The organism is Flaviaestuariibacter terrae (genome assembly GCF_054777635.1).
On record NZ_BAAHAL010000022.1, the window covers coordinates 165,156 to 186,505 of the forward strand.

9 protein-coding genes are annotated in these 21,350 nt (G+C 58.7%); 5 read left to right on the plus strand and 4 right to left on the minus strand.

Annotated features, from left to right (window positions below):
- Nucleotides 1-1,022: 1,022 nt before the first annotated feature.
- Nucleotides 1,023-13,802, plus strand: coding sequence for a fibronectin type III domain-containing protein (locus ACYU7Z_RS17500; RefSeq protein ID WP_460572852.1), 12,780 nt, complete (start codon nucleotides 1,023-1,025; stop codon nucleotides 13,800-13,802).
- A gap of 146 nt (nucleotides 13,803-13,948) precedes the next feature.
- On the opposite strand, the gene ACYU7Z_RS17505 is transcribed toward ACYU7Z_RS17500, so the two are convergent.
- The gene (locus ACYU7Z_RS17505) at nucleotides 13,949-14,941 is read right to left on the minus strand and encodes a sugar phosphate nucleotidyltransferase (protein ID WP_460572854.1); all 993 of its coding nucleotides are present in this window, start codon (nucleotides 14,939-14,941) and stop codon (nucleotides 13,949-13,951) included.
- A gap of 180 nt (nucleotides 14,942-15,121) precedes the next feature.
- Between ACYU7Z_RS17505 and ACYU7Z_RS17510 the strand changes: the two genes are divergently transcribed.
- From ACYU7Z_RS17510 to ACYU7Z_RS17525, 4 genes are all read left to right on the plus strand, one after another.
- Nucleotides 15,122-16,399, plus strand: coding sequence for a serine hydroxymethyltransferase (locus ACYU7Z_RS17510; RefSeq protein ID WP_460572856.1), 1,278 nt, complete (start codon nucleotides 15,122-15,124; stop codon nucleotides 16,397-16,399).
- 129 nt (nucleotides 16,400-16,528) lie between these two features.
- Nucleotides 16,529-16,960: a DUF4293 domain-containing protein gene (locus tag ACYU7Z_RS17515; protein WP_460572858.1), complete on the plus strand. Its 432-nt coding sequence runs from the start codon at nucleotides 16,529-16,531 to the stop codon at nucleotides 16,958-16,960.
- Nucleotide 16,961: 1 nt separating this feature from the next.
- Nucleotides 16,962-17,909, plus strand: coding sequence for an NAD(P)H-dependent flavin oxidoreductase (locus ACYU7Z_RS17520; protein ID WP_460572860.1), 948 nt, complete (start codon nucleotides 16,962-16,964; stop codon nucleotides 17,907-17,909).
- Nucleotides 17,910-17,959: 50 nt separating this feature from the next.
- On the plus strand, nucleotides 17,960-18,367 hold the full coding sequence (locus ACYU7Z_RS17525) for a carboxypeptidase-like regulatory domain-containing protein (protein ID WP_460572862.1): 408 nt from the start codon (nucleotides 17,960-17,962) through the stop codon (nucleotides 18,365-18,367).
- Nucleotides 18,368-18,469: 102 nt separating this feature from the next.
- Here the strand turns inward: ACYU7Z_RS17525 and ACYU7Z_RS17530 are convergent, their stop codons facing one another.
- The 3 genes from ACYU7Z_RS17530 to ACYU7Z_RS17540 form a co-directional block, all read right to left on the minus strand.
- Nucleotides 18,470-19,018: a 2'-5' RNA ligase family protein gene (locus ACYU7Z_RS17530; protein WP_460572864.1), complete on the minus strand. Its 549-nt coding sequence runs from the start codon at nucleotides 19,016-19,018 to the stop codon at nucleotides 18,470-18,472.
- Between the two features lie 139 nt (nucleotides 19,019-19,157).
- The gene (locus tag ACYU7Z_RS17535; protein ID WP_460572866.1) at nucleotides 19,158-19,841 is read right to left on the minus strand and encodes an HlyD family secretion protein; all 684 of its coding nucleotides are present in this window, start codon (nucleotides 19,839-19,841) and stop codon (nucleotides 19,158-19,160) included.
- A 183-nt stretch (nucleotides 19,842-20,024) separates the two neighbouring features.
- Nucleotides 20,025-21,347 (minus strand): ABC transporter permease, encoded by a 1,323-nt coding sequence (locus ACYU7Z_RS17540; RefSeq protein WP_460572868.1) that lies wholly within the window; start codon nucleotides 21,345-21,347, stop codon nucleotides 20,025-20,027.
- Nucleotides 21,348-21,350 lie beyond the last annotated feature (3 nt).

The window sequence follows — 21,350 nt, forward strand, 5'->3', positions numbered from 1 at the left end:
AAAGAAAGCCTCCTGATGGGAGGCTTTCTTTTTAGAACAGAAGAACAAGGAACAAGGAACAAGGAACAAGGAACAGCAGAACAAGGAAATAGAAAGACCGATAGAATGGGCGCCCCGAGGGGCGCCTTTTTTTGGGGAAAGGGGAGGGGAAGCGGTAGAAAAGGGTTGTGGTTTCATCCGGCGTTCGGCCCATTTCGTCGAAAAAAGGACCTTTTTCCCCATCATGTGCGGAATTACACTTACCTGGATATTAGGATCGGATTAAAATAGGCTTAACTTTCCTCTACCCTTCCGTTTTTTCTCTTACCAGAACGACCAACTGAGACCGCCCCGACATCCCTGAGGAGCCAACCAAAAACATAACCTGCTTTATGAGTCAGCAACCCGCTCTCTCGCGCACCCCTGCGTGCGCCCTGCCGTCTATTGCCGGCACCCCCGCCTCAAACCGCAAAGCCCGCTTCGGGCGGCGACTGCTTGCCTTCCTGTCCGCACTGGCGATAGGAGGGGCGGTGCAGGCGCAAAGCACGGCGAACTACACTTATTCCACGGGTGCAACAGGTAGCTTGGTCCTCGACCTGAACAGCAGCTCAGTGGATATGACTTCGGGTACTACACAGATATACGGTGCGAACGTTGATACCTACACGGGCGCGGTCCAAAACATCGGCTTTACGTTTCCTTTCATGGGTACAACCTACACCCAATTCAGCGTTAACCCTGATGGTCAGATGAGGTTAGGGGGAACTGCAATCAGTACTGCAACTTCGTCGAGCGCAACGTCAGGGGTTTCATTACTGATCCTTCACAACTCGGATGCAAAAACGAATGCAACCAACGGTAAAGTTGTCTACAAAACACAAGGATCAGCGCCTAACCGCGTCATGATCGTTGAATGGAATGGAATTCAGATTCCCTTTAACGGAGCATCGAACGCTAGCTACTCTACTTTCCAAGCGCGTTTATACGAAAATGGAACAGTCGAATACGTATATGGTCAGATGTTCAATAACGGATCAGCTTCTGTGTCTTCCTCTATTGGCTTTTCGTCGAGTAATACGGCTGGCTCTATTGGCCAGTTAACTACAATTACAGGAACACCAACTTATAATACGAGCAGTACTTCGTACACGACAACTTCCTATGCTGCGAATTCGGCTATTACAAATCTGAATTCGGCAACAAACGGCAGCCGTCGCTATTTCCGCTTCACACCCGCCGCATCGGTAGCCGCTCCGACGAGTCTTTCGTTTTCGAGCGTATCGCTGACCGGGATGACGCTCAACTGGTCGGCTTCATCGCCCGCGACCGCTGTTTATGGATACGGCATCTACCGCTCTACCGATAATAGCAACTTCAGCCTCATTACCACGGTTCCGGTGGGCACAAACACGTACGCGGCAAGTGGCTTGAGCAACAGCACTACTTATTACTGGCGTGTCATTGCCTTGTCGGAAGCCACCACTTCGACAGCCCTTTCCGGTTCTCAATCGACGTCGGCCGTTACTACCTCTGCTGCTTCGGGTCCCTGGAACCAAAGCAGCACCTGGGTAGGTGGTGTTGTCCCCGTTTGTGGTACCAATGTGGTTATCGCCAGCGGTCACAACGTAACGGTAAGCGCCGCAGATGGCGTGGCCAACGCAGGTACGCTGACGATCAACAGCGGCGGTACAATTACGGTAACCGGCAGCACACTGACGGTGGGCTGTACCAACAACAATGCCTTCGTAAACAACAGCGGTACGATTGATGTGCAGGGCGGTACGCTTGCCGTGAATGGCAATATCGCCAATGCTTCGGGCTCGTCGTTCAAGCAGTCGGGCGGCGCCGTCAATATCGACGGTAACGACAACAGTGGTACTACGGGCAATGCCAACTCGGTAGCCAGCGGCAGTCCGCTCCTGGGGTTTGGTACGTCAGGTACTTCCTACAGCTCCGGTACCATCAGCCTCACGGCAGGTACGCTTACGATCGTGGACCCACATGCGGGCAGCGCAACGAATACCAGCGCGTATTCGATTTATGGCAACCTGGCTTCGGGTGTTAACTTCTTTGCTTCGCCGAGCCACACAACACAGTTCGGCAATGGCTCATCGACGGGTGCCGGCGCTTCTGCCTCCGGTTTCTATTGGGACCTCTTTGCCGGCTCGGGCCGCCTGAATCTAGGCTCCGTTGTGGTCAACAGCAATACGGGCACGAACCGTCTTGTGACGGTGGGAACCGCGAGCAATGCCATCCTCGGCAACCTGACTGTGACATCCAATGCATTCGATGCCAATACAGGTACGCTGATCGTCGGCGGCAATATCAGCGTGGCAACCGGCGCTACCCTGTATGCCAAAGGCACGATCAACTTTGCCACCGTTAGCAGCGGCACTACAGCCGTAGCACAAACAACGGCCCAGAGCGTCAGCGTGAGCGGCACGGGTTCGATTCAGAACCTGGCTTCTTCAGCTACGGCCAACTTCACCAGTATTACGATCACCAATACCTCGTCGAGCGGCGTCACCTTTGGGGCGCTCAATAATGTATTTGCACCAACCTATGCCAGCTTCAGCGGGGCCAGCGTTTCAGGTACACTCATTTTTAACGGGTATGCCACTACAGCTACCGGTAACGCACTTTGCTGGGGAACCGTTTCCGGCCAGGGCACTGCCCTGACGATCACATCGGGTGGTATGCTTCCAGGCAGCACGTTCGCCCGTAGCTGGAGCGGTGGTCAAACCGGCGGAACTATTGCGGCGGGTACGGTACCTGCGGCAACCACAAGTCAATTCCCGTTTATTGATGCTGCCAGCGCCAGTGCTAACGTGCGCCACGCCTGGATCGAGCGCGTTACGCCTGCGGCTGCAGGCATTACGGCTGTTACCTACACCGGCGGCTCGGGTACTTCTTCGTTTTCTGCCAACGACGCGGGCTACCTCGTTAACCAGATCTACAACGGCTTCTGGACAGTAAGCACCTTCGGTACAACGCCGTCGGCTGGATCGTTTAAACTTGCGGCTTCCGCGCCCGGCGCGTTCGGCATTGCACCGAGTTCGGCCAACGCACGCCTCGTAACCAGCGGCACCGTCCTGGGCGCCAACCAGACAGGCACCGTGCTTCCGCATGCCCAGCGCATTACGCTTTCGCTGGCCGATCTTACCAGCGGCTCCTTCTTTATGGGCATCAACAGCTCCGACGTGCCGTACATATCTGTACAAAGCGGCGACTGGAACAATGCGAGTACCTGGTATAAAGGGACGGTGCCAACATCTGCCGACGTGGTGAACATCGCGGCTGGTCATACTGTGACGGTAACCGGCAATGCCGCCGCACTTTCGCTGAATGTTGCTTCCACAGGAGCCATCAGCGCCACGGCTGGTACGCTAAGCATCACCGGGGCTTCGGCTTCGGGTATTTCCAATAGTGGCACCATTACGGTGAACGGCGCCACGGTGAGCCTGGGAGTGACCAACAACACAGTCAACAACCGCACGTTCACCAACAACGGAACGCTTACGATCCAGAGCGGCAACCTGAATATCTACGGTAACCTCAATAATGCCTCCTCGTCGACGTTCAACCAGTCGGGTGGTGAGGTGACCATCGACGGTAATGCCGCGGGCGTTGCGGCCAACAGTGTGGCTTCGGGAACGCACCTGCTTTCCTTCAACCCAACTGCCCTGACGAGCGTGAATCTTACCGGCGGCCGCATTACCATCGTGGATCCGCATGCAAGCTCGAGCACCTCTACGTATGCGGTGTACCTCAGCGGCCCCGTTTCCGGCGGCGTGAATGTGACTTCCGGTCATACCTTCCGCTTTGGTAATGGCGCATCCACCGATGCCGGTGGAATCAGCAATGGCTTCTATCTTAATACCTGGTCAAACACGACTGGCCTTCCCCTGGGAAATGTGGTCGTAGACAATAACGGTGGAACTAACCGCCTTGTTGCAAGCCTCTACAACCTTCCTGTTGTCGGCGATCTTACCATCAATCCCAACAGTGAATGGGCCGTAACAAATAGCTATGTCAAGGGTAGCGTGGTCAATAATGGTACCCTTACTTCTACAGGACTGCTCTATATCGGCGCCTCGAGCTTCCTCGACGGCAGCAACCTGACTCTTTCGGCGGCTACCAATGCGCAGACAATCGGTGGCACCGGTATCTTCCGAAATGCAACGACGTCCCCGAGCGCCAACCTTGCCGGTCTGACTACGAATAACAGCAACGCCTCGGGCATCACGCTGAACGTTCCGCTCTCCGTGAGCGGCACACTGACGATGACCAGCGGTCTCATCAATACAAGCAGCACGAACCTGCTGACACTCGGCACAGCCAGCGCCGCCGGTACGCTGAGCGCAACGCCTTCAGCGACCAACATGATCGTTGGTCCCTTTGCGCGTACGTTCGCTACCCGCAGCGCCACGGGCACCTACGATGCCACGACGATGTTCCCGGTAGGTAAGGGCAGCGTGCTCACTACGATCTATCTTGACCCTACAACGACCGGTGCCGTTGTGCTTCGTGCAGAAGGCTTTACCGGCAATAGTGGCACTACGGCCAACGGGGTGAGCGGTCTTTCCGGCAACCGTTGGGAGGTAGCTACTACGAGTGGCTTTGCCAACCTGACCTCAAGCCGGGTTCGCGTATCGGATGCTGCCATCACGTCGGCCAGCCAGTCGCTGGTACAGGCTTCCAGCGCCGCAGGTGTCTACGATGCCATCAGCGGACTAACCACGTCGTTTGCCAGCGGCACGGTGACTACGAACGCCGGTATTGCCGCTGCGACCCTGACAGCCAATGCGTATCTCGCCTTTGCCACACTGACGCCCTGCGTGGCGCCTGCCAACGGGCCGAGCAACCTGCTGAATACCGCGTCAACAGCTACGTCGCTCAATGGCAGCTTCACAGCTGCGGTGGGCGGTGCCTCGGGTTACCTCGTTGTACGCTATCCCAACGGCTCCACGCCGACGGCACCGGCCGACGGCAGCACGTATGCCGCCGCAGCGACGCTCGGCACGGGTACGGTTGTGAGCTCGGGCAGCAGCCTCAGCTTCACAACCAGCTCGCTGACCGCGAACAGCATCTACACGTTTTATATCTATTCGTATAACAATACCGCTTGCGCCGGGATCGCCTACAATACGGCAGCGCCGCTGAGCGCCAGCTTCACGACCTGTCCCACGGCACCGGCCGCCAATGCGGCCACAAATACGACCGCTTCAGGATTTACCGCCAACTGGACTGCCGTCACAGGTGCCGTCAGCTACCAGCTCGACGTCTCGACCTCGAGCAGTTTCAGCAGCTTTATCAGTGGTTATAACAGCAGCAACGTTGGCAATGTTACCAGCGTTGTGGTAAACAACGCGGGCAACACCAACGTGCAGTTGTATTACCGCGTGCGTGCCGTAAACAGCGCCTGCGCTTCTGCGAGCAGCAACACTATTTCCGTGTGCCCCGTTTTCACCGTGCCTTACTCGGAGAATTTCGACGTCGCTTCGTCGGTACCCAGTTGCAGCAGTACCCAGAATGCCGGTAGCGGCAACAACTGGTCGGTTACCTCGGCTACCGGGTACACCGGAAATGTTTTGTACTACCCCTACAATAGTTCGAACGCGGCCAACGCATGGTGGTATACGCCAGGCTTACAACTGACAGCCGGTACCACCTATCGCCTCAGCTTCAAGTACGGAAATAATAACGCTACGTACACAGAGAAGATGAAAGTGTACTACGGCACTTCGGCTACATCGGCATCAATGACGAACCTGATCAAAGATTACCCGACCATCAACAGTGCTACTGTTGGCAGCGATGCGGTAACGTTCACTCCTTCGGTGTCGGCGGTGTATTACATCGGTTTCAATGCCTATTCGGCTGCCAACCAGTTCTACCTGTACGTGGACGAAATATCCGTGCAGGCTCCGTGTGCCACACCGACGGCTCCTACGGCGCTGACCTTCCCGACAACGGGCCCCGGCACCATCAACGGTTCCTTCACGGCGGCGGCAACCGCCCCAAGCGGCTACATGGTGGTACGCTATCCAGCCGGCGCTGCCGAAGTAGCACCCAGCAATGCGACTTCCTACACGGTTGGTCAAAGCCTCGGTACAGGCGTTATCACGCACGTTCTGACCGGCACCAGCTTTACCGCCACCGGACTGTCGCCCAGCACGGCTTACGACTTCTATATCTACCCGTACAACAACACGAGCTGCCTCAACGGCCCTGTGTTCGGCGCGGCTCTCATGGGCTCGCAGTCGACCTCCGGCTGTACCACGATCAACAGCGTGGTAACGGTAGGTGCCTCGGGTGCTGACTTTGCCCGGCTGTCGGATGCCGCCCTGCTGCTCAATGGCTGCCCGGTAAGCCAGCCAACGGTAGTCAAGCTGAACGCCGACTACAACGGCGCCGGCGATACCTATCCTGTTGTATTCTATGCCAACAGCGGCGCCAGCGCCACGAATACGATCAGCATCCGCCCGGATGATGCGGTATCGTCTATGCTCACGCTCAGCGGCTCGAGCAGCAGCCCCCTGATCGATTTCTCGGGTGCAAAATATTACAGCATCGATGGCCGTCCCGGAAGCACCGGCACGACCTCGTACCTGACGATCAGCAACACGGGTGATGGTGCTGCGGTTCGTCTCTTCAACGACGCGCAGAACAATACCATCACCTACACAACCCTGAAGGCGGCCAACACGTCGGCCAGCAACGGTGTCGTTCGCATCACCTCTGCTGCCGGCGCAACCACCAGCAACGGCAACAACAACAACGTGATCAGCTACAACAACATCGACGGCAATGGCACCTCGCCCAACGGGGTCTACGCGTCGGGCTCGGCGGCTCCTGCCGACAACAAGTCTATCACGATCAGCAACAACAACATCTACAACTATTACAGCGACGTCGCATCTATCCGCAACACCGGTATCCAGATCGGCGGCGGTAACTCGGTAACGGCAGGCGGCAGCTGGACCATCAGCGGCAACAGTTTTTACCAGACCGTGGCCCGCAGCTACGCGAACGCCGTAACCGGTGTTCACGCCATCAACCAGGATGGCGGGGATGGCCCGACCCTGACGATCACCGGCAACTACATCGGTGGTACGCAGGCAGCTGCCGGCGGCTCTGCCCTTACGCTGAGCGGCGCAGGCGCTTATGCCTTCTCGGGCATGCGTCTCTTCCCGGGCTCTACGGGTACCAGCACGATCAGTAATAATACGGTACAGAATATCAGCATCACAACGGCCAACACAACCACCACACTCAACTACGGCATCGGGGTCCATGCGGGCCAGGCTACGATCAGCAACAACACGATCGGTAGTGCCAGCACGGCGGGCTCTATTGCCTTCAGCGGTGGGTCGGCGGGTGGCTTCAGTGGCCTCGTGGCCCTCAACGGAACTTCGACGACCGGCCAAAACCTGTCGATCATCGGGAACACCGTTGCCGGTATCGCCGTGTCGGGTTCGAATACCAGCCAGCTCACGGGTATCAATGTATTCTCGGTCACAACCATGACCGGTACGAACGTCATCAGCGGCAACACGATCGGCACGGCCGCTGCCCCCCTGACCAACAGCACAAACAGTGCCGTCAACGGTATCGCAAAGTCGAACGCAGGAACGTTCTCGATCAGCGGCAACAGCATCGGCTACCTCATGTCGACCAGCACAAGCTCCTCTGCCCAGGTAACCGGTATCAGCGTAACGGCTGGTGCCAACACGATCGGTGCCGCCGGCAACGGCAACACGATCCGCAACCTGTCCAGCAGCGCGACCAATACATCCACGACAGGCAGCGCCTCGCTGATCGGTATCAGCATGAGCAGCGGCGCAACCGGCCAGAGCATCAATGCCAACACGATCTATAATCTCACGAACAGCTCCAACTCCGGAGTAACGGTAACCGGTATCAGCCTCACCGGCAGCACGACGGGTGTGAACAACGTATCGCGCAACCTGGTGTACAGCCTCGGTGTGACCGGTACGAGCACTTCCTCTGTGCTGAACGGCATCCAGGTAAACGCCGGTGCCACAACTTTCGACAACAACGTCATCCGCCTCGGCCTCGTCAACCAGACGCTCGCCAATACCATCAACGGTGTGCTCGAAACATCGGGTACCAACAATTGGTATTACAACAGCATCTATATCGGCGGCAGCGGCGCGGGCACGGCTACAAGCAGCACCTATGCCTTTTACAGCACGAATACGGGCTCACGCGTCATACAGAATAACGCGTTCCAGAATGCTCGCAGCAACGCTACTACCGGCGGAAAGCACTATGTGCTCAACGTAGGTGGAACGACGGCGTCACCGAGCGGCCTGACACTGAACAACAACGTGTACTACACGGCCAGCGGCTTTCTCGGTCGCTACAACTCCACGGATGTAACGAGCCTGACTGCCTGGAAGACCACGACTTATGCCTCGGGCAATGGCCCGGGCCTGGACCTGAGCTCCTACTCGGCCGACCCGAATTTCAACAACCCGACGGCTGCCGTACCGGACCTGAGCCCGAATGCAGCACTGCCTTCGGCCCTGGAAGGCCAGGCGACTCCCGTCAGCGGTATCACGACCGACTTTGCCGGGACGACGCGTAACAGCAGCACGCCCGACATCGGAGCCTATGAGTTCGCGGGTATTTCTGCTGTGCCTTTGGTTACGCTCAACGGCCACACGCCTGCCGGGAACCAATGTGCCGCCGTCAGTCATACGGTAAGCGCTGTGGTGACTGCAGGCGGTACGCCGATCACTGCGGGCATGGTTACGCTGACGTATGCCTACAACGGCGGGTCGGCGACGACCATCAGCATGACGAACGGCGGTGGCAACAACTGGACAGCTGATATCCCTGCAGCTGCCGCACCCGCAAATGCGTCGGTAAGCTATTATGTACGTGTTAACGACGGATCGTTCACCGTGCAGCGAAACGGTTCGTCGTACAGTGACGAGCCCAACTACGGTATCAGCGTTATCGCCAGCAGCAGTGTCGGCAGCCTGTGCCCCGGCAACAGCGCCACGCTTACTTCGTCGGTTCTTGCGCCGAACGTTGCCGCTGCTGCGGGTACCGCCACGACCTATAACAGCAGCAGCTCGGGCTACCCGACACTGTTCGGATATTATAACTACCAGGACTGGCAACAGTTCCTTTTCACCGCTGCTGAACTGCAGGCGCTTGGACTCCGCGCAGGTCCCATCACGAAGCTTACGTTCAAGCTCAATGACGTTGCATCGGGTACACCTTCCGGCTGGACGATCCGCATGGGGGCTACCAGCAACAGCGTCCTGACTGACTTTGTAACCAGCGGCCTCAGCACGGTATTCAACGGGTCGTTCACCCAGCAAAGTGGCGACAACGCGTTTACGCTGACGCCCTTTGTATGGAACGGAACAGATAATATCATTGTCGACATCCGCGGTACGGGTAATGATGGCCTGTACAATGCGTTGACTTATTATACGACGACGGCCTTCAACTCGGTGGCCTACGCTTACACGACAACAAACAACACATCGTTCTGGACTTCCAGCCCGACGGCGACGCTGAGCAAGTCGCGTCCCAACGTCGAGTTTGCCGGCACCGGTGTTTCGAGCAACAGCGGGCTTACTGCCAGCTGGAGCGACGGCAGCAGCACGGTAGGCACAGCCGCCCAGGTCTCGGTTACACCATCGGCCACAACCACCTACACGGCGGTATATACCCATACTGCTTCGGGTTGCGCTGTATCGGCAACGCCGATTACCATTACCGTCGGTGGTGCCCTGTCGGCAACGGCAAGCGCAACAGCGTCTGCAATCTGTTCGGGTACAACCACCACGCTCAATGTAACGGCAACCGGTGGCGGCCAGCCTTATACCTATAGCTGGAAAGATGCGTCGAATAACAGCATCGGCACTACGGCCAGCGTTTCGGTGAGCCCGGGCACTACCACTACGTACACAGTTAGTGTTACCGATGCCTGTGGTACGATGACTTCGAGCCAGGTAACAGTAACAGCAACAGCGCTGCCGGTGGTAACGGTTACACCGGGCGGAACACAAACCGTGTGTGCCACATCGCTGGCGCTCGGCTCGAGCAGCAATGCTGCCAGCGCGGGCTACCAATGGCTGCTCAATGGAAGCAATATCGGCGGTGCAACGACGTCTTCGTATACGGCATCTGCCTCCGGCACTTATAGCCTCCGGGTTACCGACGGAAGCACCGGCTGCGTCGCGACATCGGCCAGCACGACCGTGACACTGGCACCGTTCCCCGGCGCCATTACAATCACGCCCTCCGCCAGCACGCTCGTTTGCCTCGGCAGCGCAGTCAGCCTCTCGGCGGCGTCTACAGTCGGCAATTCGACGCCCGGCATTACGCTTCTGAGCGAGAACTTCAATGGCAGCGGTCCCTACAACTTTACCGTCGTAGACAGCTCGGTCAACAATACCGGAACGAGCTGGATCCGCCGCCCGGCACTGTACTCGTATAAAACAACGCTGACAAACGCGACCCTCGACAACACGCCCTTCATGCTTGCCAACAGCGATTCGGCAGGAAGCGGCAGCAAGACCAATACGCGCCTTGTGTCCACATCGTTCAGCACGGTAGGCTACAGCGCCGGGGTCGTCAACTTCACACACTTCTTCCGCGCCGCCTCCGAGGTATTCACCGGCGTTGAATACAGCACCGACAACGGTACAACCTGGGCGACAGTGCAGCAATACACCGCGTCGACGGCAAATGCATCCACAACGCTTCCCACTGCTGTAAACATCAGCGCGGCGCTCCCCGAAGCTGCTCTCGGAATGCCGAATGTGCGGATCCGTTTCCGCTATGACGCTACCTGGGACTATTTCTGGGCCGTGGACAATATCTCGGTGATCGCTACACCGGTTGCGCAGTATGCCTGGTCGTCGGCAACGGGTTCGGGACTGAGCTTGGCTCAACAGGCAGCCACTGCCAGCAACGCCAGCATCAGTGTAACCCCTGCGACAACCGGAACCTTCACGTATACAGTAACGGCTTCCGTTGCTGGATCCACCTGTACCAGCAGCAACCAGGTGACGATTACTACGGTAACGCCTTCCGTTGCTCCGAGCACGCTCAACAAGTCTGCTGCAGGAACTCTCTGCCCCGGCACCAACGTCATCCTCACCCAAACCGGCGGCACGCTGGGCCAGGGTGCTTACTGGCAGTGGTATCAGGATGCTTCCTTCACGCAAACCGTGGGTGGCCAGCTGACCTCGGCCAACGCGCAGCTCACGGTATCGCCGACGGCGACCACGAGCTACTACCTCCGCGCCGAAGGCGGTACGGCTCCCTGCAGCCCGATCGTTGCTGCGGCAAGCCCGGTTGCCGTTACGGTGTATGCGGCATCGGCCGGCGGCACACTGTCGTCAGCCCAAAGCATCTGCTCGGGCGGCAGCGCGGCAAACCTCACGCTCAGTGGCTCCACCGGCACGATCGTATGGCAGTCGGCTACGGATGCGGCCTTTACGCAGAACCTCACGACCTACGGCTCGTCGGCGGCAACGCTGACCGGCGCCGAGATCGGGGCCCTTACACAATCGCTCTATGTACGGGCTGTTGTTACGAGTGGTGGCGGTTGCTCCTCGGCCAACTCCAACAGCGTGCTGCTCACGGTGAACAGCTACCCGGCTGTTTACACCGTGCAGGGCTCGGCTACCTACTGCGACGGCATCGGCAGCATCGTCAGCCTGTCGAATTCCGAAGCAGGTGCCAGCTACCAGCTGCTGAAAGACGGCGTCAACCAGGGTGCTCCTGTTGCGGGCACCGGTGCTTCACTGAGCTTCGGCGCACAACCTTCGGGCACCTATACGGTCGTGGCCAGCAACGCTTCGGGATGCTCCCGCTCGATGTCGGGCTCCGCGGTACTCAACGCTGTCGGTCCCTTTACGGCGAGCATCAGTGCTGATAACAACATTCTCTGCACAACCGGCTCGGCCACGATGATCCGCATCAGTGGTGGCCCGGCCCTGGGAACAGTGAGCGTCAGCACGAACGGCGGCGCCGCGACAACCTATACACTTGATGGCAGTGGTGCCGCCAGCTTCCCCACAGGGGCGCTGAACGTCAACACGACCTATACCATCACCGCCGTGAGCAACGGCACTTGCGCAACTGTTGTCACTACCGGCACTACCGTTTATGTAGGAGCACTCGTTGCCGACCAGCTCATTAACCCGAGCGTCTGCGCAGGTTCTGTAGTAGGCCCCATCGCCTTCACGGGTAACTTCCCTGCCGGTACTACGTACAACTGGACCTCCAGCAACCCGGCGGTCGGCCTCGCGCAGACTTCCGGCACCGGCACCCAGCTGCCATCGTTTACCGCCGTCAACGCAACAACCGGCAACGTCTATACTGACATCGCCGTATGGCCCAACCTGCAGCAAGCCGGCTGCGAGGTGCACAAGATCATCTTCCGGATTTTCGTGCAGCCCAAGCCCACCGTCAACGCCGTCGGTAACCAAAGCCTCTGCGCGGGTACGCCGACAACGGCCATTACCTTCAGCGGCGCGCTCTCCGGAACCACGTACAACTGGACCAACACGACGCCGGCCATCGGCATGGTGGCGCAGGGCGCCGGTACCATCCCGTCGTTCGTGGCCCTGAACAACAGCGCCCAGTCCACCCTTACGGCCAACTTCACGGTGACGCCCTACCTGGGTGGCTGCGCCGGAGCTTCGTCTTCGTTCAGCATCACGGTCAACAAGGCTTCGGCCACGATCGCTTATCCCAATACGCCTTATTGCCAGGCCGGGCCGGCTGCCCCGCAGCTCACCGGCACCCGCGGGGGGGTATACGCCGCACCGGCCGGTATTGTATTCTACAGCACCGCCACCGGCGAGATCAACCTGGCAGCCTCTACACCGGGCACCTACACGGTAACGTATACGATCACGGGTGCGGCCGGCGGCTGCGGTGGCGTAGCTACCACTTCGATCACGATCCTCCCGGCGGCTACCATTACGGGCGGCATCTCCAACCAGGCCGTCTGCGCAGGCAATGCAACAACGCTCGTGCAACCAACCGGTAACGCCATCGGCTACTCGTGGGTAAACCTCAACCCCTCTGTTGGCCTGCCAGCCTCGGGCAACGGCGCGATTCCGTCCTTCACGGCCGTCAACAACGGCTCGACGGTTGTGACCGCACAGGTCAACGTAATGGCGCTGGGCGATGGCAGCAGCACCTGTAACTCCAGCCCGCTGGCGTTCCGCTACACCGTATACCCGCGCCCGGTGGTTGACCCGGTATCGGTGGCTCCCTATTGCCGCGGCGTACTCACAACGCCCGTGACCTTCACGAGCACAACGCCCGGTACTTCCTACACGTGGACCAACAGCAACACGGCGATCGGCCTGGGCAGCCGCGGCAGCGGCGGTATCCCGGCCTTCACTGCAGCCAATCCGCTTGCCGGCAACGCGAGCACTGCCACGGTAACGGTAACGCCCATGGCCAGCAAGTGCGCCGGCACGCCCTACGCCTTTGTGCTGATGGTTGCTGATTGCGCCACGCAGGCCGGCGACCATAGCGGCAGCGATGTGACGGCCCGTATCGCCGACCAGGTGGTTGTTGGCCCGAACCCGGCGACGAGCCGGGTGACGGTGAGCTACCGCGGCACGGACGAAGGTCCCTTCACCGTGCAGCTCATTACGCAGTACGGCCAGGCCATTACGAAGCCGGCTACCTTCACGGGCAGCAGCTATACGATGGACCTCACGGGACTGACACCGGGTGTGTATGTGTTGCAGGTCATCAACCCGCGCACACAGCAAACGGTACAAAAACAGATCGTTAAGCTCTGATAACAAAAAGCCCCGCCGGTTGGCGGGGCTTTTTGTTAGAACAGATGAACAAGGAACAAGGAAGAAAGAACAAGGAATTCATTCAGCCATCCCTTCTTTATTCAGCCTTCCTTGTTCCTTGTTCTGCTGTTCTGTTGTTCTCGTCTTTATCCTAAATCTATATCCGTATTGTCGCCGATGTTGAGCGTGCGGGTTTCGCCGCGGATGCCGGTGTCGGAGCCGATGATGGAGTAGTCGAGTACGATGTCGAAGAGGTTGGAGTAGGAGCCGATGATGGAGTTCTTGATGATGGAGGAGTCGACGGTGGTCTGGTCGCCGATGGTGACGTTGGGGCCGATGATGGAGTTGCGGATATCGCAGCCCTTGCCGATGCGCACGGGCTGGATGATCACGGTGTTCTCATAGGCCTGGCTTGACATCATGGAGCCGCCGAATTTCTTGAGCAGCGTGGAGTTGGACTCGAGCAGTGTTTCGCGCTTGCCCGCATCGAACCAGGAGTCGACCTTGAAGGCCCGGAAGCCGGCGCCCTTGCGGATCATGCAGTCGATGGCATCGGTGATGCCGAACTCGCCGTGCGTGCGGAGATCCTGCGCCATATTGGAGGCAAGGCACTCGAAGAGGAGGGCGCTCTCGCGGATCTTGTAAATCCCCACAAGTGCCATATTCGATTTCGGGATCTGCGGCTTCTCCACCACGTGGGTCACGTTGCCGTCGGGATCGATCTCCGCCACACCGAAGGAGCGCGGATCGTCGACCTTCTTGACGCCGAGGAGCGAATGCTCGCTACGGAGCACGGAGTCGATATCGTATTCGCAAAGCGTGTCGCCAAGCACTACCAGCATCTCGTCGTCCTTCACGATGTCGGCACAGAGCTGCAGCGCATGGCCGATGCCCTGCCGGTCGTTCTGTTGCACGAAGTGCGCGGTGATGTTGAGGTAATTGTAGCGAACGTAGTCCTGGATCTTCTCGCCAAGGTAGCCCACCACGAAGATGAACTCGTTGATCCCGGCGTTGCGGAGCTGGTCCACGATTATGCTCAAGACCGTTTTGCCGGCCAGCGGTATGAGAGCTTTGGGTTGTGTATAAGTATGCGGCCGGAGTTTGGTACCTGCACCGGCCACGGGTATGATCGCTTTCATTCGGTTTTGTTTGGATGGTCTTTCTGCACCTGCCTTTCGCTGCACCACCAGGAACCTAACGCCATGGCGTTGGGCTAAATTATGAACGAGCCGGCAAAATTAGCTGAATTTACCGGGCAATTTGCCTCGCCTATGGCGAGGGGGCTTAATTTTGCCCGCATCGTTACCAATACAACCCTTATGCAACAAGACGCCGCCGTATTTGATATCATCCGCAAAGAGCTGGAGCGCCAGCGCCAGGGCATCGAGCTGATCGCCTCCGAAAACTTCACATCGCCTGCCGTGATGCAGGCCATGGGCTCCGTGCTGACCAACAAGTACGCCGAAGGATACCCGGGCCGCCGCTACTATGGTGGCTGCGAATTTGTCGACGAGGTGGAGCAGCTTGCCATCGACCGCATCAAGCAGGTGTTCGGCACCGAATACGCCAACGTGCAGCCGCACAGCGGCGCGCAGGCCAATGCCGCCCTGATGCTCGCCATCCTCAAGCCGGGCGACAAGATCCTCGGTCTCGACCTGAGCATGGGTGGCCACCTGACACACGGCTCGCCGGTCAACTTCAGCGGAAAGCTCTATGAACCGCATTTCTACGGTGTGCATAAAGAGAGCGGCCTCGTCAACTACGAGCAGCTCGAAGAAGTGGCCCGTCGCGAGAAGCCGAAACTGATCATCTGCGGCGCCTCGGCATACAGCCGCGACTGGGACTATGCGCGCATCCGCGCCGTGGCCGACGAAGTAGGCGCTTTCGTGATGGCCGACATCGCGCACCCCGCCGGTCTCATCGCAAAAGGCCTCCTGGCTTCGCCCTTCGAGCATTGCCACTTTGTTACATCCACCACCCACAAGACGCTCCGCGGACCCCGCGGCGGCATTATCCTGATGGGCAAGGATTTCGATAATCCCTTTGGTATCAAAGACCCGAAGGGTAACATCCGCGCCATGTCGCACGTGCTGGATATGGCCGTCTTCCCCGGCTCGCAGGGCGGCCCGCTGGAGCATGTCATCGCCGGCAAGGCCGTAGCCTTTGGCGAGATCCTGTCGGACGACTTCACGGCCTACGCGCAGCAGGTGCAGCGCAACGCACAGGCGATGGCAAAGGCCCTCGTGGCGCGCGACTACCAGATCACCTCGGGCGGCACCGACAACCACCTGATGCTGATCGACCTGCGCAACAAGAACATCACCGGAAAGAAAGCGCAGGAGACCCTCGACCGCGCCCATATCACCCTCAACAAGAACGCCGTTCCCTACGACGACAAAAGCCCCTTCGTTACCTCCGGCATCCGCATCGGTGTGCCCGCGATCACTACGCGTGGTATGAAGGAAGAGCACATGGAGTCCGTCGTTTCGCTGATCGATAATGTGCTGATGCATATCGATGACGCGGCCATGGTTGCGAAGACGGCAGTAGAGGTGAAGGAACTGATGGGAGCTTTCCCCTTGTACCCGGGTCTTTAAGTGTACAGGTTTTGAAAGGTTTTGATAGGTTTTGAAGGGTTTTGAAAGGATTTGTCCCGGGGCTGACAATACTCGTTGTCGTCCCGGCTGCAGCCGATGGGTCCGTCAACCAATAAACTAATTATTTCTATGCTACAACGTATTCAAAGTGTATGGCTGCTGCTGGCTGCTGCTTTCGCCGCCACAACCTTTCGCTTTCCGTTTTACTCCGGTGAGTACCGCGATCCGAAGTGGACAAGCGTCGTTCCGCCGATGCACCTCGAGCTGACCGCACAAACAAGCCTGCTGTATACGATCCTGACGGCGCTGCTCTGCGGCCTTGCCTTCGTTACGATCTTCCTGTACGGCAACCGCAAGCTGCAGCTGCGCTTCTGCATCTTCGGCCTCCTGCTGTCGCTGCTCCTGCTCGCCCTTTATTTCGTAAAGCTTACGGGCTTTGCCGGCGGCACCATGGCGCTATCCAGCATCTTTTATTTTGTAATCCCGGTCTCTTTCTTCCTGGCCATCCGCGGTGTTGTGCGCGACCAGAAGCTGATCCGGAGCATGGACCGACTCCGCTGACATGTTTGAGAACCGAATCACCCGTCTTTTCGGCATCCGCTACCCGCTCGTCCAGGCCGGTATGATCTGGGCCAGCGGCTGGCGCCTTGCTGCCGCTGTGTCTAATGCCGGCGGCCTGGGGATCATCGGTGCCGGGAGCATGTACCCCGAAGTGCTCCGCGATCATATCCGCAAGTGCCGCGCCGCCACCGACCGCCCCTTCGGCGTCAACGTGCCGCTGCTGTACCCCGATCTCGACAAGCATATCGAGGTCATCATCGAAGAGAAAGTTCCCATCGTATTTACGTCGGCGGGCAACCCGAAAACCTGGACAAAGCATTTCCAGCAGCAGGGTATCAGGGTGGTGCACGTGGTGAGTAGCAGCAAGTTTGCCAGGAAGGCGGAGGAAGCCGGCTGCGATGCCGTGGTGGCCGAAGGCTTTGAGGCCGGCGGGCACAATGGCCGCGAGGAAACCACCACGATGGTGCTTGTGCCTGCCGTGGCGCGCGCCGTGCAGATCCCGGTGATCGCCGCGGGCGGTATCGCCACCGGGCGGCAGATGCTGGCAGCCATGGTGCTCGGTGCCGAAGGGGTGCAGATGGGCTCGCGCTTTGTAGCTTCGGAAGAAGCTTCGTCGCACCCGGCATTCAAGGATGCCGTGGTCCATGCAGCGGAAGGCGACACGCGCCTGTCTTTAAAAGCACTGACACCGGTGCGGCTGCTGCGCAACCGATTTGCCGCGCAGGTACAGGAAGCGGAGGCGAGAGGCGCATCGGCCGAGGAGCTGCAGGAATTGCTGGGCCGTGCCCGCGCCAAGCGGGGCATGTACGAGGGCGACCTCGATGAAGGTGAGCTGGAGATCGGCCAGGTGTGCGCCCTGATCCGGCAGATCGAGCCGGCCGCGGCCATCGTGGAAGAGGTGTGGAAGGAATTTTCGGAAGCCTTGGAAAATCCGCTGCAAAAACTATAACTTTACGAAGGAGTTCGTTCCTGGCTTTTTCCTCATCCAAAACAACGGTCATGAAACTACGTTTACTGCTGCTGGTTGGTCTGCTTGCAGGCACAGTGGGCGCCCGCGCCAATAACGGCACTTGCGGCGCCGGCGAAGAAAGCACCCGGAAGACGGATGTCGCCGGCGGTGTATTCCACAGCGACTCGCGAAAGCCGCTCAGTAACGTTACCGTTACCGCTTACAGCAACAACCAGAAACAACAGGTGGTGCAGACCGACGCCAGCGGCGCCTATACCTTCGACGACCTGAAGCCCGGAACCTACCGGTTCGTGTTCGAGAAGGCCGGCTTCCGCAAAGTGGTTCGCGAAAAAACCATCCAGCGTGTCGATGAGGCTGCCGAGCTGAACGTTACACTCGAAGAACATTCTACGTACGACTTTACGCCCGGCCCCGCGCACTTCTTCGACTTTCAGTAGTGGTGAGTCGTGAATCGTCAATCGTGAATCGTCAATCCGCAATGCGCGGCCAATAAAGAAAACGGATGCCAAAGGCATCCGTTTTTTGTTGGCGCCAGCCATTCACGATTCACGATTGCCGAAAGGCGCGGCCGTCCAAACATCCCAGCCCTTTCCGTTGTGCTTTAAGATCGTTGCCGCATCGGCCGTCCAGGTTTCCTGGAAGCGAAGGCCTTCGAAGTGCGCCCAGGCTTCGGCAAAGGAACCCCTGGGCAGGTCGCGCGTGGCAATGGTGATATGCGGGTGAAAGGGACGCCGGTCGATCCGGATCCCGTATTGCGGGCGGGCTTCAAACCAATGATCGCAGGCTGCCTTCAACGCGCGCAGCGGTTCGTCGGCCACGACATCAATAAACAGCGTGCGCGGCTTGAACGCCGAAAAGCCCAAAGCCGTTACCGGTATCGGTGCCTGCGTACGGGCAAAGGCATCGAGGTCGGCGCTGAAGTCCGGCTCGCGGGCCGGGTCCATCCAGAACGGCGGCAGCAGGGTGATGTGGGCCGGCGACTTCAATCCCACCAGGCAGCCAAAGCGCTCGCGCATCCACTCCTTGAAGGGATGTATTTTCCGGTTGAGTTCCTCCGGAAGTACGATCGCTACGTAGTACATCTGCATAAAAAAATCCCGTACTGGTAAAGGTACGGGACAGTGGTATCAGTGAGCGGTGAGTGGTGAGCGGTGAGCTTATCTCCGTCGACCGTTTGGCTGGCATTGTGCCTCGTTCACCGCTCACTTGCTCACACGCTCACGCTGCTTAGTCATGATCGTTGATCTGGAACTCGTCGTCGCTTTTCTTCCAGGTAAAGCGCTTGTGCTTGTCGAGGAAAGCGCGGTGCTTTTCGTACACGGAGGCGGGCTGCTCCTTTCCATCGATAAAGAGCTTGCCGTCGCGGTGCTCAATGGTATAGTGATCGCGGCTGATGAGCCCGGCAGTTACGAGCGCGTCTTCAAATTCCCTGTACGACTTAATCTCGGCGCGCGCCTCGGCCATGCGCAGTTTCGCTTCGGCCATCGACTGGCGGGCGGTTTCCCGGGAGCGTGCTGCCTCGGCCTGGATGCGCGGCAGGTCGGCTTCCACGCGGGCCATTTCCTGGCGGGCGCGGGCCATCTGGCGGCGCGCGTCTTCGAGTTGCCGGGCGCTCAGCTCGTGGGTGCGTGCGAGCTCCTTGTCCGCGCGGTCGAGCTCACGGCGGGTCTCTGCGAAGTCGATGCGTGGCGGTGGAGGCGGCGCAGGCAGGCGAGACTCCTGCATTTCATCAAGTTGCTTTTGCACCCGGTTCAGCTCGGCTTCGACGTCATCGAAGTTGCGGATCTTCCGCTCGGTGGCCGGCGGCGTCGGTGCGGCTTCCGGAGCTTTCGGGCGTGCAGGCTGGGCGGCGGCGCCACAGGCGGCGAGCAGGAGGGTGGCCAAGAGCAGGTTGCGTGGGGTCTTTTTCATAACAAGGGTTTTGTGGTAAACGAAATGTTTCGTACAATAATACGATGAAATTCGTAAATAGAATGTTGCCCGTGGATTTTTTGGAATTGTTAACGAAGGCTGTCCGGATCGCTGCGCCCGCAATGACAAAGGCCGTTGCATAGCAACGGCCCCTTGTATCTATCTGCGTTATCCCCGTGCGTTCTACCGGGCGATCCACTTGATCATCTCCTTCCACGTTGCCTTCTTGCCATACAGCAGGATGCCCGTGCGGTAGATGCGTGCGCTGAGCCAGGTGGTGCCGAGGAAGCCGGCCACCAGCAGGATCATGGAGACGGCCAGCTGCCAATACGGAACAGTATCAGGCACACCGAAGGGAATCCGCGACATCATCACGATCGGAGACGTGAAGGGTATGAGGCTCGCCCAGGTGGCCAGCGGGCTGCTCGGGTCGTTGATGGAATTGATCATGATGATAATGGCCACGACGATCGGCATCGTGATCGGGAGTGTGAGGCTTTGTGCGTCGGCCGGGTCTTCGTTAACGGTGCTGCCCACGGCTGCAAAGAGTGCCGCGTAAAAGAGGTAGCCGCCGATGAAGTAGAAAATAAAACAGCCGATGACCAGCGGCCAGTTGACCGAGCCGAGCATCGTTTGCGCCTGGATGATGGCCTGCGCGGCTTCCGAGCTTTGCTGCATCGAGCCGGGCACCTGCTGCGAGGCCTGCTGTGCCTGCGACAGCAGCTCGTGCGGGATGAAGGCGCTGGCGGCCATGCTGAGTCCCGTGATCAGCAGGATCCAGATAAAGAATTGCGTGAGGCCAACGGCGCCAATGCCGAGGATCTTTCCCATCATGAGCTCGAAGGGGCGCACCGACGACACGATCACCTCGGCGACCTTCGTCGTTTTCTCCTCAATGACGCCGCGCATCACCATCACTCCATAAATAAACAGCGTGATGTAAATGAGGAAGGCAGTCACGTAGCCGATGGCCTGGCCGAGACCGAAGTTGCTTTGCGTGTTCCGCTCGAGGTCGCTCTTTTTGATCTGTACGATCTTCGTTTTGTCGGCAACCTTCTTGATCGAGTCGATGCGCTTCGGATCAACCTGCAGCTCGCGGCTGATCAGGTGATTCTCCACCGCGCGGTCGATGTCATGCTCGATCTTGTCGTGGGCAAAGCGGCTCAGGCTGTTCTGCGATACCACCTGGTAGGCATTGCCCTGGTTGATCCCCGTGTGTGGCGCATACAGGATGGCCGAAAAGCCTTTCGCGGTAAAGTTGCTGGTGTCGGCGTTGGCGGAAAAGTCGTACCCCATGTTGTCGCTGCTCAGGAGCGTCTCCTTCAGCAGGCCGCTCGGGTCGACCACGGCGATGCTTTCCTTGCGGATACTCTTCATCGTGATGGCGGTGACGACCGCGATCAGCGCCACAAAGAACAGCGGTGTGAGGAGGGTGGTGAGGATAAATGTCTTCTTGCGTACGCGGCTGATGTATTCGCGTTTGATGATGATTCCAATCTTACTCATGGC